This window comes from Nocardioides sp. NPDC000445 (genome assembly GCF_040300245.1).
Lineage (GTDB): Bacteria > Actinomycetota > Actinomycetes > Propionibacteriales > Nocardioidaceae > Nocardioides.
Genome location: NZ_JBEPDH010000026.1, coordinates 19,642 through 32,843 on the forward strand (window position 1 = coordinate 19,642; position 13,202 = coordinate 32,843).

13 protein-coding genes are annotated in these 13,202 nt (G+C 70.5%); 1 reads left to right on the forward strand and 12 read right to left on the reverse strand.

The annotated features are described in order from the left end of the window. Positions 1 to 53: 53 nt before the first annotated feature. From ABT304_RS27000 to ABT304_RS27010, 3 genes are all read right to left on the reverse strand, one after another. Positions 54 to 575, reverse strand: coding sequence for a cell division protein FtsQ (locus ABT304_RS27000; RefSeq protein ID WP_350719969.1), 522 nt, complete (start codon positions 573 to 575; stop codon positions 54 to 56). A 149-nt stretch (positions 576 to 724) separates the two neighbouring features. Beyond that, entirely contained in the window at positions 725 to 1,354 is a 630-nt protein-coding gene (locus ABT304_RS27005; RefSeq protein WP_350719971.1) for a 3-oxoacid CoA-transferase subunit B, read from the reverse strand. Position 1,355: 1 nt separating this feature from the next. Then, positions 1,356 to 2,120 carry a CoA transferase subunit A gene (locus ABT304_RS27010; RefSeq protein ID WP_350719973.1) on the reverse strand — a complete coding sequence of 255 codons (765 nt, stop codon included), beginning with the start codon at positions 2,118 to 2,120 and terminating at the stop codon, positions 1,356 to 1,358. A gap of 128 nt (positions 2,121 to 2,248) precedes the next feature. Here ABT304_RS27010 and ABT304_RS27015 point away from each other — a divergent pair, with 128 nt between their 5' ends. Beyond that, complete coding sequence (locus ABT304_RS27015; protein WP_350719975.1) at positions 2,249 to 3,031, forward strand: IclR family transcriptional regulator; 783 nt, start codon at positions 2,249 to 2,251, stop codon at positions 3,029 to 3,031. On the opposite strand, the gene ABT304_RS27020 is transcribed toward ABT304_RS27015, so the two are convergent. The 9 genes from ABT304_RS27020 to ABT304_RS27060 all read right to left on the reverse strand — a co-directional run bounded on the left by ABT304_RS27020 (position 2,997) and on the right by ABT304_RS27060 (position 13,157). Then, positions 2,997 to 4,499, reverse strand: a complete 1,503-nt coding sequence (locus ABT304_RS27020) for an FGGY-family carbohydrate kinase (protein WP_350719977.1) — start codon at positions 4,497 to 4,499, stop codon at positions 2,997 to 2,999. The two genes, ABT304_RS27015 and ABT304_RS27020, sit on opposite strands and share 35 nt — an antisense overlap. Positions 4,500 to 4,579: 80 nt before the next feature. Continuing rightward, the gene (locus ABT304_RS27025; RefSeq protein ID WP_350719979.1) at positions 4,580 to 5,098 is read right to left on the reverse strand and encodes a ribose-5-phosphate isomerase; all 519 of its coding nucleotides are present in this window, start codon (positions 5,096 to 5,098) and stop codon (positions 4,580 to 4,582) included. Further along, positions 5,095 to 6,843: a dihydroxyacetone kinase family protein gene (locus ABT304_RS27030; protein WP_350719981.1), complete on the reverse strand. Its 1,749-nt coding sequence runs from the start codon at positions 6,841 to 6,843 to the stop codon at positions 5,095 to 5,097. Before ABT304_RS27030 ends, ABT304_RS27025 begins: the two co-directional genes overlap by 4 nt. 4 nt (positions 6,844 to 6,847) lie before the next feature. After that, positions 6,848 to 7,813, reverse strand: coding sequence for a substrate-binding domain-containing protein (locus ABT304_RS27035; RefSeq protein WP_350719983.1), 966 nt, complete (start codon positions 7,811 to 7,813; stop codon positions 6,848 to 6,850). Positions 7,814 to 7,875: 62 nt separating this feature from the next. Further along, positions 7,876 to 9,003, reverse strand: coding sequence for an ABC transporter permease (locus tag ABT304_RS27040; RefSeq protein WP_350719985.1), 1,128 nt, complete (start codon positions 9,001 to 9,003; stop codon positions 7,876 to 7,878). After that, positions 9,000 to 10,601, reverse strand: a complete 1,602-nt coding sequence (locus ABT304_RS27045; protein WP_350719987.1) for a sugar ABC transporter ATP-binding protein — start codon at positions 10,599 to 10,601, stop codon at positions 9,000 to 9,002. The genes ABT304_RS27040 and ABT304_RS27045 overlap by 4 nt, the downstream gene beginning before the upstream one ends. Continuing rightward, on the reverse strand, positions 10,598 to 11,257 hold the full coding sequence (locus ABT304_RS27050) for a DUF2291 family protein (RefSeq protein ID WP_350719988.1): 660 nt from the start codon (positions 11,255 to 11,257) through the stop codon (positions 10,598 to 10,600). Before ABT304_RS27050 ends, ABT304_RS27045 begins: the two co-directional genes overlap by 4 nt. Next, positions 11,254 to 12,099 (reverse strand): triose-phosphate isomerase family protein, encoded by an 846-nt coding sequence (locus tag ABT304_RS27055; RefSeq protein ID WP_350719990.1) that lies wholly within the window; start codon positions 12,097 to 12,099, stop codon positions 11,254 to 11,256. Before ABT304_RS27055 ends, ABT304_RS27050 begins: the two co-directional genes overlap by 4 nt. After that, positions 12,096 to 13,157 (reverse strand): alcohol dehydrogenase catalytic domain-containing protein, encoded by a 1,062-nt coding sequence (locus ABT304_RS27060; protein ID WP_350720108.1) that lies wholly within the window; start codon positions 13,155 to 13,157, stop codon positions 12,096 to 12,098. Before ABT304_RS27060 ends, ABT304_RS27055 begins: the two co-directional genes overlap by 4 nt. Positions 13,158 to 13,202 lie beyond the last annotated feature (45 nt).

Genomic DNA, 13,202 nt, shown 5'->3' on the forward strand with positions numbered 1-13,202 from the left:
CTTTCTGTGGAGTGTCTGCTGGTGGGCGATGCCCAGTTGTCGGGGTCGGGTCCTCAGAGGAGGACCGGCGGACCCCGGCCGGCAGCGACGTACGTCCACAGCCCGGTGCGCGGCACGACCGGCTGTGCCTGGACCGGCAGGCGGAACGGGATCGGGTTCGGGGGCGTGGTGAGCGCCCGGGAGATGACCTGCCAGGCCCGGCGGTGCAGCAGCCACACGACCACGGTGAGCACCGCCGCCGCGGTGTGCGCGACCAGCATCGAGGTGTCGCCCGAGCCGCTGTCGTGCAGGTGGGGAGCCGGAGTCGCGTACGCCTCGAAGGCCTCGTGCATCCCCAGCTGGGCCGCGCCCGCCAGCACCGCCCCCAGGACGATCCCGACTCGGCGTTGCAGCACCACGATCCCGGCGCCGAAGGCGGCGAACCCGGTCGCCACCAGCCACAACGCGTCCGGCAGCTCCCCGCCGCCGGCCAGGTGGGCCAGGCTGGACCCGGTGGTGATCTCCACCGCCGCGAGCAGCGCCAGCCACACGCTCCCGCGCGTCGGCCGCACCACCCTCAGATCCACGCCGGACATTGTCGCAGACCCGCCGAGCCGTCACCTACGTCGGCCGAGACGTCACGTACGTCGGCCGAGTCGGCACGTACGTCGGCCGAGTCGGCACGTGCCTGCCAACTCGCCCGACGCAAGTGACGCCTCGGCCGACGCCGCTGACGTCTCGGCGATCAGCGGAGGATCGGCGGCTCGGTCTTCTGCTCGACCTCACCGAGCGTGACGCCCGGGGCGAGCTCGACGAGGCGCAGACCCTCGGGAGTGATGTCGAGGACGCAGAGGTCGGTGATGATGCGCTGCACGACGCCCAGCCCGGTGTAGGGCAGCGAGCACTCGTCGACGATCTTGTAGGAGCCGTCGCGGGCGACGTGCTCCATCAGCACGACGACCTTCTTGGCGCCGTGGACGAGGTCCATCGCGCCGCCCATGCCCTTGACCATCTTGCCGGGGATCATCCAGTTCGCCAGGTCGCCGGCCGCGGAGACCTGCATCGCGCCGAGGATGGCGGCGTCGATCTTGCCGGAGCGGATCATCCCGAAGCTGGTGGCGGAGTCGAAGAAGCTCGCCCCCTTGCGTACGGTGACCGTCTCCTTGCCGGCGTTGATCAGGTCCGGGTCGACGGCGTCCTCGGTGGGGTAGGCGCCGGTGCCGAGGATGCCGTTCTCGCTCTGCAGCACCAGCTCGACGTCGTCGGGGACGTAGTTGGGCACCAGCGTCGGCAGCCCGATGCCGAGGTTGACGTAGTCGCCGTCGGAGAGCTCCGCGGCGGCGCGGGCGGCCATCTCTTCACGTGTCCATGCCATGTCAGCGGACCGTCCTCTTCTCGATGCGCTTGTCGGCGGCCTGTTCGGGGGTCAGGGGGACCACGCGGTGGACGTAGACCCCGGGGAGGTGGACGTCGTTCGGCGGGATCTCGCCGGGCTCGACGAGCTCCTCGACCTCCGCGATCGTGATCTGTCCGGCCATCGCGGCCAGCGGGTTGAAGTTGCGGGCGGAGTCCTTGAAGACGAGGTTGCCGTGACGGTCGCCCTTCCACGCGCGGACGATGCCGAAGTCGGCGACGATGGCCTCCTCCAGGACGAACTCCTTCTCACCATCAGGCGTCTCGAAGGTCATCACCGGCTTCTCGGGAGAGGTCTTGATGACGTTGCCGGCGTCGTCGTACTTCCACGGCAGCCCGCCCTGCGCGACCTGGGTGCCGACGCCGGTGCGGGTGTAGAACGCGGCGATGCCGGAGCCGCCGGCGCGCATCCGCTCGGCCAGCGTGCCCTGCGGGGTCAGCTCGACCTCGAGGTCGCCGGAGAGGTACTGCCGCGCGAACTCCTTGTTCTCACCGACGTACGAGGCGACGACCCGCCGCAGGCGCCCGGCGCCGAGCAGCAGGCCCAGGCCCCAGTCGTCGACGCCGGCGTTGTTGGAGACCACCTCGAGGTCGGTGACGCCGGCCTCGAGCAGAGCATTGATGAGCACCGACGGGATGCCGCACAGCCCGAAACCGCCGACCGTGAGGGTCGCTCCGTTCGGGATGTCAGCAACCGCCTCGGCAGCTGAGGAGATGACCTTGTCCATGATGATCAGTCAAGGATGGGTCGGCCGTCCGGTCAATAGATGAGCGCGAGTTCACGCTCGATCTCTCGTTGAACGACCCCGCTGCCGCAGATGCGTCCACTGAGTGGACGTCGCCTATCGTACGTCCCATGGAACCCGGTCCCAGCGTCATCCGTCGCAGTGCGCACCTGCTGCGCCTGCTCGCCGCGCGCGAGCCGGAGGGCGCGACGACCACCCATCTGGCGACGACCGCCATCATCCCGCGCCCGACCGCCCACCGGCTGCTCAGCGCGCTCCAGGAGGAGGGGCTGGTCGAGCGCGACAACGACACCGGCACCTGGCACCTGGGCCCGGAGTGCTTCCTGCTCGGCGCCGCCGCGACCACCCGCCACGACATCACCCCGGCGGCCCGGGCGGCTGTGCTGCGCATCGCCCGGGAGACGGGGGAGAGCGCCTTCTTCTCGATCCGGCGCGGTGACGAGACGGTCTGCGTCCTGCGTGAGGACGGCAGCTTCCCGATCCGCTCGCACGTGCTCCACGAAGGCATCCGGTTCCCGCTCGGCGTCGCCTCGGCCGGCCTGGCGATCCTCGCTTTCCTCCCGGAGTTGCGGCGCGAGGCCTACCTGGCCCGCACCGACCTCGTCGGCGCCTACGGCGAGCAGCACTCCGCCGACGCCCTGCGCGAACGCGTCGCCGCGACCCGCGAGCTCGGCTACGCGGTCAACCCGGGCCTGATCGTGGTCGGCAGCTGGGGCCTCGGCGCCGCCGTCTTCGACGCTCACGGACAGCCGTACGGAGCGCTCAGCATCACCGGCATCGAGGCCCGCCTCGCGCCGCCGCGGCAGGCCGAGCTCGGTCGCCTCCTCCTGGAGGTCGCCCACGCCCTGACCACGAAGGCTAGGTCGGGACCTGAGTCAGGGCTTCCTGCATGAGGGCAAGGCGGTGCACCTGCTCACGGGTCGCGGGATACAGGTCGGTGAAGGCGCCGTAGAGCTCGTCGTAGACCGCGCGGTTCTCGGGGATGGGAACGACCTCTCCGACGATCCGGGTCCAGTCGGTGTCCGGAGGCACCAGGCCGGAGCCGATGGCGGCCAGGAGGGCATCGCCGTAGGAGGCTCCGATGGTCTGCTCGGGCACGAGCTGCCTGATCCCGGCGACGTCGCTGACGATCTGGGTCCATGGTCCGCTCCGGGTGCCGCCACCGACCGCGACCACGCGGGACGCCGGCCCGCCGGCATCCTCCAGGAGCTCGAGGATCTGGCGTACGCCGTAGGCGATGCCTTCGTAGACGGCCCGGTACAGGTGCCCGCGGCCATGGCGCAGGGACAGCCCGGCGATGACGCCGCGTGCGTGCGGATCGAAGATCGGGGTGCGCTCCCCGGCGAAGTAGGGCAGCACGATCAGCCCCTCCGCGCCGGCCGGAACGACGTCGGCCTCCTTGGCGAGCGTGGTGATGTCACGGTTCCCGGTGAGCTCCTGGACCCACGACAGCAGGCTCCCGGAGGTGGCCATCCCACCCGCGAGCGTCTTCACCTCCGGCTGCACGCTCATCGCGGTCCACAGCGGAGGACAGGCAGCGAGATCGGTGCCGATCTGGATGAAGAACATCGTGGAGCCGTACATCAGCATCAGGTCGCCCGGCTGCCGCACACCGCAGCTGAAGGCCTCGGCCCAGGCATCCACCGTTCCGGCCATGACCGGGGTGCCGGTGGGCAGGCCCGTCGCCGCGGAGGCCTCGGCGTGCAGCGCCCCGACCACGTCACCGGACCAGGCGAGCCGGGGCATCGGGAGGTCGCCGAGGATCTCCTCGGCCCAGTCGGACGCCCAGTCCTCGGCCGCGATGTCGTAGAGCGGTGCGCACTGGCTGGCGGTGTGGTGGTCCATGATGTATTCGCCGGTGAGGCGGGCCACGACGTAGGAGCTCGAGCCGAACCAGCGGCGGGTCCGCGCCCAGACCTCGGGCTCGTGATGGCGGAGCCAGAGCAGCTTGGGGCCGACCGCCTGGGAGCTGAGCGCGCTGCCGGCCCGGTCGAGGATGGCGTCCGCGCCGAACCGGTCGGTGAGCTCCTCGATCTCGGCCGAGGCCCGGCTGTCGATGCCGTAGAGGATGCCCGGCCGGAGCGGGGTCAGGTCGTCGTCGGTGACCAGTACGCAGGGGCCGATGCCACTGACACAGAGCCCGGCGATGGTGTGCCCCCGAGCGTGCAGCGCGAGCTCGCGGCAGATCGAGGCCACCTCGCCCCACCAGATGGTCTCGGCGTCCATCTCCGCGTGTCCGGCCCGGGGCAGCGACATCTGGTGATGCCGCATCGTCTTGGCGATCACGACGCCGTCGGCGGTGGCCAGCACGCCCTTGCTGCTTCCGGTGCCGACATCGACCCCCACGACCAAGGCAGCCATATACCCTCCCAGTCGCGCCGGACCGCCGTGTCCGACAACCTCGACGGCGTGATCGGTCGATCCTAGTAGCAGTCGGGGACTCAGCAGCTCGAGGGTTGTTCCTGCTCCGTGGCACCTTGCTCGACGGCACCTTGCTCGTACTGGCCGATGGCCGCGACCTTGGCCGCCGAGGCCGACTCGGGGTCGAACTCGTAGCCCAGCCACTCCTTGGCGAGGCGTCGGGCGAGCTCGATCCCGACGACGCGCTGTCCCATGCACAGGACCTGCGCGTTGTTGCTGAGCACCGCTCGTTCGACGGAGAAGCTGTCGTGCGCCGTCACCGCGCGTACGCCTGGCACCTTGTTCGCGCTGATGGCGACGCCGAGCCCGGTGCCGCAGACGAGCAGCGCCCGGTCGACGCTGCCGTTGGCGACCAGGTGTGCGGCCGAGGCGGCGACGTGGGGGTAGGCGGTGTGCTCGTCGGTCGTGACCCCGACGTCGACCACGACGGCGACCCGGGGATCGGCCTCCAGGTCGGCCTTCAGGATGTCGCGGTAGGAGACGCCGGCGTCGTCGCAGCCGACGGCGATCCGCAGTCCTTCGGTGGACGGCTCGGTCATGAGGACTCCTCGAGGTTCTGGCAGGTCTGGTCGAGCTGCTCCCCGATCGCGGTGACGATCAGAGCGAGCGAGACGGCACCGGGATCAGGGGTGCCGATGCTGCGGTCGGCGAGCGGGCGGGCTCTTCCGACCTTCGGCACCATCGGCGCGGTCGCCTCCGCCGCCCTGGTGCAGGCCTCCGCGGCAGCGCGCCAGGCCTTGGCCAGGGGGAGCGCAACCTCGGCACCCTGTTCGAGCGCGTCGGCGAAGGGACAGAGCGCATCGAGCATCGTCTTGTCGCCGAGCTCGGCGTGCCCGAACGTCTGCACCCGGGTCGCCCCCGCACGTACGGCCGCGGCGAGACCGTCGAGGGTGACCGGTTCCTGGTTGCCGAGGCCCTCGCCGACGGTCTCCAGGAGCAGGCCCCACAGGATCCCGCTGGTGCCGCCGGCGCGGTCGCCGAACGCGGCCCCCGCCGCCTCGAGTACGGAGCGGACGCCGCCGCCGGCGGAGACGGCCGCCTCGGCCGCCTCGACGGCGGCCCGCGATCCGCGACTCATGCCGATGCCGTGGTCGCCGTCGCCGGCTACCGCGTCGATCTCGCCGAGCCGTTCCTTGTGCTCCTCGACCGTCGCCGCGAGCGTCGCGACGAGGCTCTGCGCGATGGTCGCGTGCCGGCGGGAGGCATCGCTGGCGATCTCGTGCGTGCCCTCTTCGGTGGCGCCGGCCGACACCGCACGTTCGGTGAACAGCCCACCGGCGACCGCCTGGCCCCGGCGGTAGGCGGGGGTGTCGGCCGGAGCCCGCCACAGCGGTTCGAGCTCGTCGTCGAGCCAGGTCACGGTCAGCGAGCAGCCGGCCATGTCGAGGCTGGTGACCAGCTCGCCGACCTCTGGGTCGATCAGGTCGACCCCCGCGGCCCGCAACCTGGGCTCGACCTCGCTCCAGAGCACGTAGAGCTCCTCGTACTTCGTCGAGCCGAGGCCGTTGAGCAGCACCGCGGCCCGCCCGTCGGCCGAGGCCGGTCGCTCGGCGAGGACCCGGTCGACGAGCTGGTCGGCCAGCCGCGCGGCGGGGATCCAGTCGGTGGTGCTGATGCCGGGCTCCCCATGGATCCCGAGCCCGAAGTCCACCTGGCCGTCCTTCACATGGAAGAGAGCGTCGCGGGCACCCGGCAGCGTGCAGCCGTCGAACGCCACCCCGAAGGAGTACGTCACTGCGTTGGCGTACCGCATGAGCCGTTCGACCTCGTCCAGGTCCCGGCCCTCCTCGGCCGCAGCGCCCGCCATCTTGTAGACCGTGAAGGTCCCGGCGATGCCACGGCGGTCCTCCTCGGCTCCCGCCGGCGCGGAGGCCACGTCGTCGGTCACCCACACGACGCGTACGTCCACACCCTCCGCACGCAGCCGGTCGGCCGCGACGCCGAAGTTGAGCCGGTCACCGGCGTAGTTGCCGAAGGCGAGCACCACCCCCGCGCCGCCGTGGGCGGCGCGGGCGATGCGGTAGACCTGCTCGGCGGACGGTGAGGCGAAGATGTCGCCGAGCACGGCGCCGTCGGCGAAGCCCGGACCGACGACCCCGTTGTAGGAGGGGTAGTGGCCCGATCCGCCGCCGATGACCAGCGAGACCTTGCCGGCCAGGGGCCCGCCCGCGCGGATGAATCCGGAGGCGTCGGGGACCCGTTCGACGTAGCGGGGGTGGGCGGCGGCGAAGCCGGTAAGGACGTCGCTCTTGAAGGTGTCGGGATCGTTGTAGATGTGGGTCATCGGGTCACTCGCTGATGACGAAGTTCTCGACGGAGTCGACGTTGTCCTTGGTGACCAGGACGCAGTCGAGGGCCTGCTTCTCCTCCGAGACGCCCGTCTCGCCGGTCCGGATGACGCTGTCGAGCTGCTCGATCGCGCTGGTGGTGCCTTCGACGATCGGCTGGACGACGGTGGCCACCAGGTCACCGGCCCGCACCGCGTCGACGGCGTCCTGGCTGCCGTCGAAGCCGAGGACCTTCACCTGGTCGAGCTTGCCCTCTGCCTTGAGCGCGTTCACCGCGCCGAGCGCCATCTCGTCGTTGCCCGAGATCACCCCGGTGATGTCGGGGTTCTTCGCGAGCAGGGCCTCCATCTTCTCCTGGCCCTCCTGGCGGTCCCAGTTGGCGATCTCCTCGCCGACCTTCTTCAGGTCCGGGTACTGGCTGAGGACCTGCTCGTAGCCGTCGGAGCGGACCTGGGCGTTGTTGTCGCTGGGGTTGCCGAACAGCTCGACGTACGTCCCCTTGTAGTTCATCGACGCGGCCCAGGCCTCGGCGCCGACGGTGGCGCCCTGGGCGTTGTTGGAGACGATCTGGGACGCGGCGAGTCCGGTCTCGGAGATCTCCGCGTTGATCAGCACGATCGGGATGTCGGCATCGACGACCTTCTGCACCGCGGCGATCGACTCATCGGCTCCGGCCGGGTCGAGCAGGATCCCGTCGACCTCGTCGTTGACGGCGGTCTCGATCAGGGTGTTCTGCTCGTCCGGGTCGTTGCCGTGTGCCGCGGTGTAGGAGTCGTAGCCCAGGTCGGTGGCGGCCTTCTTGGCCGTGTCGACCTCGGCCTTCCAGTAGGGGTTGGAGGGGTCGACGGTGATGATGGCGATGGTGCCGCCGCCCTTGCTGCCCGCGTCGTCGGTGGCCTCCGCGCCGCAGGCGGCCAGGCTCAGGGCGAGCCCGGTGGCGGCGAGGCCGGCGAGAATTCGCTTCATGGTGTCTTTCCTCTCGATGGATCGCGGACGTGCCGCGACCTGGTGGTGGGGACGGTTGGTGCTCATGCGCTCGCGCCCGCGGCGGTACGTACCTCGGCCGCGGCGCGTCGCGCGGCCCCGCGGTTCTGGGCGATCTGCTGGATCCGGTCGACCGCGACCGCGAGGATGATCACGGCACCGGTGATGACCTGCTGCCAGAACGGCGAGACGCCGACGATGACCAGCCCGTTGGCGAGGAACCCGATCACGAAGGCGCCGATGATGGTGCCCCGGACCGTGCCGCGACCACCCGAGAGAGCGGCGCCGCCGATGACGACCGCGGCGATCGCGTTGAGCTCGTAGAACTGTCCGAGGTCGGCGGTCGCGGAGCTGATGTTGGCGATCTGGAGCAGCCCGACGATGCCGGCGCAGGTGCCCGCGATCACGTAGATCCGGGTCTTGACCCGGGTGACGGGCACGCCCGAGAGCTCAGCCGCCCGCTCGTTGCTGCCACTGGCGTAGAGCCAACGGCCGAACGGCGAGCGGACCAGCAGGATCGAGGCCAGCACGGCGAGCGCGATCATCACCCATGCGGAGATCGGCAGCCCGAGGGGGCGGCTGGCGAAGACCTCGAAGAAACCGGTGTTGCCCAGACCCTCCTGGCCGCGGAGCTCGTTGGTGATGTTCTGCCCGTTGAGCAGCACCTCGGTCAGGCCGCGCCCCACGTAGAGCATCCCCAGGGTGACGATGAACGGGGCGAGGCGTAGTCGCGAGATCAGCAGCCCGTTGGCATAGCCGACCAGGGCGCCCACGCCGACCGAGACGACCACGATCACCCAGACCTGCGGGAACATGATCGCCTGGGTCAGCGGGAGGTCGAGGCCGCGGAAGAGGTTGCCGGCCACGGCGCCGGTCAGGCCCACGGTGGAGCCGACCGAGAGGTCGATCCCGCCGTTGAGGATGACCATCAGCATCCCGAGCGCCAAGATCGCGTTGAAGGCGACCTGCTTGGTGATGGTGACCAGGTTTCCGGGGTCGAGGTAGTTGTCGCTGAGCAGCGCGAACACCGCGATGATGAGGACCAGGGCGAGCAGCGCCCGGCCTTCCACCAGAGCGTTGCTGAGCGTGATCGAGCGGAGCCGCGAGGTGAGGCCCCCGGTCGGGCTCTGCGGGCGTGATGTCGCCTCGGCCGATGCGTTGGTCGTGGTCATTGCGTGCCTCCGATGGATTCGTCGGTGGTCGTGGTGCTGGTTGTCGGGCTGGCTGACTCGCCGGACGCGGCCATGACCTCGGCCCGGGTGCTCGTACGTGGGTCGAACTCGCGCACGATGCGGCCCTTGTTCATCACGACGATGCGGTGGGAGGCGGTCATCGCCTCACCGATCTCCGAGGTGACGTACAGGACGCCGAGGCCCTTCTGCGCCTCCTGGAAGAGCAGGGCGAAGATCTCGCCCTTGGCCCCGACATCGATGCCGCGGGTGGGCTCGTCGAGGAGCAGGACGCTCGGATCGGTCATCAACAGCTTCCCGATCACGACCTTCTGCTGGTTGCCGCCCGACAACGAGGTGATCGGGGTGTCCGGGCCGGCGGCCTTCACGGTGACCTCGTCCATGCCACGCCTGATCCGGTCGGACTCCGCGCCCCGGGAGATCAGACCTCGGCGGACCACCGAGCGCAGCCCGGCGAGCGACAGGTTGCTGCCGACGCTGAGCAGCTGGACGACACCGTCGCGCTGCCGGTCCTCGGGAACGAGCCCGAGGCCGCGGGAGATGCGCTCGCTGACACTCAGGTCGGCGATGTTCTCGCCGTTCAGCAGCACCTCGCCGGCGGTCATGGGGTCGCGGCCGGCGAGGGTCTCCATCAGCTCCGTACGCCCGGCACCCATCAAGCCGTAGAGGCAGACGATCTCGCCGGTGCGTACGTCGATGGAGACGTCGTCGACCACCACCCGCCCGGTGCCGAGGTCGGCGACGGTGAGGTTCCGGACGGAGAGCGCGACCGCGCCGAACTCCCGGGGCTCTTCGCGGAAGTCGTACTCCGCCTGCCGGCCGGTCATCCGGTGCACCACCCAGGGCAGGTCGATCTGGCTCGCCGGCTCGTGCGCCACCAGCTCGCCGTCGCGGAGCACCACCGCGTGGTCGGCGATGCTGATCGCCTCCTCGAGGTGGTGGGAGATGTAGACGATCGCGACCCCGTTGGCGGTGAGCTCCCGGATGACCCGGAACAGCACCTCGACCTCGCTCGCACTGAGGGCGGAGGTGGGCTCGTCCATGATCAGGATCCGGGTCTCGGCGGCCAGCGCCCGCGCGATCTCGACGATCTGCTGCTGGCCCATCCGGAGGTCCGCGACCGGGGTCTGAGGCGCGATCTCCTCCTCGAGCTGGCGCATCAGCCGTGCGGTGATGTCGGCCTCGCGGGAGTAGTCGATCCCGCCCATCCGGGTGTGCAGCTCGCGGCCGAGGAAGATGTTGTCCCGCACGTTGAGGTTCGGGCAGAGGTTCGTCTCCTGGTGGATGATCGAGATCCCTCGCTCCACCGCGTCGACGGTGTTCTCCAGGGTGACCGGTTCGTCGTGCAGGACCAGCTGACCGCCGGTGGGCTGCTCGACGCCGGAGAGGATCTTCATGAGTGTTGACTTCCCGGCGCCGTTCTCCCCGAAGAGCACGGTGACCTGGCCGGCGCGGACCTCGAAGTCGACGCCCTTGAGCGCCTTGGTCACGCCGTACGTCTTGGAGATCCCGACCGCGCGGAGCACCACCTGACCCGTCTCGGTGGAGCCGGCGGTGGTCGTCATGGTTGGTGCGCTCATGGTGCGACCTCCAGCGTCAGCGGCTGGATCTGCACCGGCTTGGCCGCAGGCTGAGGCATGCCGGTGTCGGTGACGCTCACGATCCCGGTGAAGTCGAGCTTCGAGCCGGGCGCGATCTTCCCGCCCGTGCCCTGCTCGATCTGCTCGCGGACGAGAGCTTTCAGCTCGTCGCCCACCTGCTGATAGGTGGTCTGGTTGGAGGCGTCCCCGAACTTGAAGCCGAGGGCGTCGCGCAGGACCGCGCCGTTGGCGGCCGGTCCGGAGGCGAGGCTGAGCGGGGTCGTCGCGGGGACGCCCTCGACGGTGATCTCGACAGCCTGCTCCTGGGCCGCGACGACGGTCGCGGTGCCGCGTACGGGGAACAGGTAGGTGGTCTCGTTGGGCCTGGACGCGTCGAGGTCGTCGGCCGTCTTGGCGACATCCTCCTGGAGCCCGGTGAGGAGCTCAGGAAGCGGCGTCGCCGAGTCGGGGATGGTCTCGTTCGCCTCGGCGAAGAGGTCCTCTGCGGTCTTGGCCGGGTCGAAGGTCTCCGGGCCGATCGAGGCGAGCTCGTCGGGGGTGACGAAGCGGGTGCTGAGCGTCATCGCGACGAGGAGCGCGGCGAGGGCCACCGCTCCGCCGATGCGGAAGGGGGTGAGGCGGCGGTGTCGTGTCATCTTGGGTCCTTTCGAACGATCGCGGACACGAGGTCGGGGGTTGTTCGTCGACGGGGCCGTCGTCGACGGAGCGCGTCGGTGCACCGGTGAGCGAGGTCGAGAAGGCCCGGCGCGGTCCACGCGGCGCGCCCGACGAAGAGCCCGTCCACGTCCAGGCCCGTCACCAGGTCGGCGGCGTTGCCCGCATGGACGCTGCCTCCGTAGAGGACGGAGGTCGGCGTGCCCATCAGGTCCTCGTCCAGGGCCCGACGTACGACGGCGAGGCCTTCGGAGACCTCCGTCGGCGTGGCCGGACGGCCCTCGGACCCGATGGCCCAGTGCGGCTCGTAGGCCACCATCAGCTCGCTGGGTCGGTCTCGCCCGAGTCGGCCGAGTGCGGCGCGCACCTGGTGGGCCAGCACACCCGGGGTCTCGCCACGGGCGCGCTCGGCTGCGGTCTCGCCGACGCACACCAGGGGCGTCAGCCCGGCCGAGACCGCGGCCGCGACCTTGTCGGCCACCATGTCGTCGGTCTCGCCGAGCAGGGTGCGCCGCTCGGCGTGCCCGATCTCGACGAGGCTCGCGCCGGCGTCGCGCACCATGCTCATGGACACCTCGCCGGTGACGGCCCCGTCCGGACCCGGGTGCGCGTTCTGCGCCCCGAGGGTCACCCCGGACCCGTCCAGCCGGTCGTGGACGGTGGCCAGGGAGGTGGTGGCGGGCAGGACGAAGAGCCGCAGCTCGGGCGGGACGTTCCCCGCCTCGACCGCCGACCGCAGTTCGTCCGCGTACGCCCCGGCCTCGCCCAGGGTCTTCGTCATCTTCCAGCTCGTGCCGAGCCAGAAGGAGGTTGCGGTAGTCACGGGATCAGCGAGACCTTGATCGACTCGGTGCCACGCGCCACCAGGTCGAGGCCGTCCTGGAACCGGGCCAGGGGTAGCTGATGGGTGCAGATCTCGTCGAGCGGGAGCACACCCGACTCGAGCATCCGGATCGCGGCGGGCCAGCAGTGCGGGCCGAGATGGGCACCGCGTACGTCGAGCTCCTTGTCGTCGCTGATGATGCTCCAGTCGACGGTCACCTCGGAGCCGAAGACGCCGTACTCCACATAGGTGCCGAGCTTGCGCAGCACGTTGAGTCCCTGCAGCACCGCGGAAGGGTGCCCGGTTCCCTCGAGGTAGACGTCGGCGCCGTACCCGTCGGTGATCGAGCGGACGAACTCGACGGGGTCCTGCTCGGCGATGTTGACGATGTCGGTGGCACCACACTTCGTGGCCAGGTCCAGCTTCTCCGGTGCCATGTCGAGGGCGACCACCCGTGCCGGCGACTTGGCCGCGGCGCCGGCGATCATGCCGAGGCCGATGGGTCCGCAGCCGGCGACCACGACGACGTCGTCGAAGGTGATCTGGGCCCGCTCCACGGCGTGCAGGGAGCAGGACAGCGGCTCGGCGAAGGCCGCGTGCGCGGGCGGCAGGTCCTTGCTGATCCGGTGCACCAGGGAAGCGGGGGAGAAGACCATGTACTCGGCCATCGCGCCCGGGGTGCTGCGCTTGAACCCGAACATGTCGTGGGGTCCGCACATCCAGTACTCGCCGCGCCGGCAGTAGCGACACTCCCCGCACGGCACGATCTGCTCGGCGACGACCCGGTCGCCGACCTCGACCCCCCACCGAGCGCGGGCCTCCTCGTCCAGCGCGACCACCTCGCCGGTGAACTCGTGGCCGGGGATGACCTCGGTCTCGGCCCAGGCGGGCCGGTTCTCGTCACCCCAGAACTTGGCGGCGCCGTGGTAGCACTTCAAGTCGCTCGCGCATATCCCGACGGCCTCGACCCGGATCAGCGCCTCGCCCCGTCCCGGGACAGGGATCGGGACCTCCTCGAAGCGGTAGTCCTCGGGCCCGTGGCAGACGACCGCCTGCATCGTGCGCCCGTCGATCTCCGAAGCTGCCTGCGTCATGGGACCTCC

Coding starts and splice junctions, on each gene's coding strand:
- ABT304_RS27005 (WP_350719971.1), bottom strand. CDS start 1,354: ATGGCATGGACACGTGAAGAGATGGCCGCCCGCGCCGCCGCGGAGCTC.
- ABT304_RS27030 (WP_350719981.1), bottom strand. CDS start 6,843: ATGACCCACATCTACAACGATCCCGACACCTTCAAGAGCGACGTCCTT.
- ABT304_RS27035 (WP_350719983.1), bottom strand. CDS start 7,813: ATGAAGCGAATTCTCGCCGGCCTCGCCGCCACCGGGCTCGCCCTGAGC.
- ABT304_RS27050 (WP_350719988.1), bottom strand. CDS start 11,257: ATGACACGACACCGCCGCCTCACCCCCTTCCGCATCGGCGGAGCGGTG.
- ABT304_RS27000 (WP_350719969.1), bottom strand. CDS start 575: ATGTCCGGCGTGGATCTGAGGGTGGTGCGGCCGACGCGCGGGAGCGTG.
- ABT304_RS27040 (WP_350719985.1), bottom strand. CDS start 9,003: ATGACCACGACCAACGCATCGGCCGAGGCGACATCACGCCCGCAGAGC.
- ABT304_RS27010 (WP_350719973.1), bottom strand. CDS start 2,120: ATGGACAAGGTCATCTCCTCAGCTGCCGAGGCGGTTGCTGACATCCCG.
- ABT304_RS27025 (WP_350719979.1), bottom strand. CDS start 5,098: ATGACCGAGCCGTCCACCGAAGGACTGCGGATCGCCGTCGGCTGCGAC.
- ABT304_RS27045 (WP_350719987.1), bottom strand. CDS start 10,601: ATGAGCGCACCAACCATGACGACCACCGCCGGCTCCACCGAGACGGGT.
- ABT304_RS27020 (WP_350719977.1), bottom strand. CDS start 4,499: ATGGCTGCCTTGGTCGTGGGGGTCGATGTCGGCACCGGAAGCAGCAAG.
- ABT304_RS27015 (WP_350719975.1), top strand. CDS start 2,249: ATGGAACCCGGTCCCAGCGTCATCCGTCGCAGTGCGCACCTGCTGCGC.
- ABT304_RS27060 (WP_350720108.1), bottom strand. CDS start 13,157: ATGCAGGCGGTCGTCTGCCACGGGCCCGAGGACTACCGCTTCGAGGAG.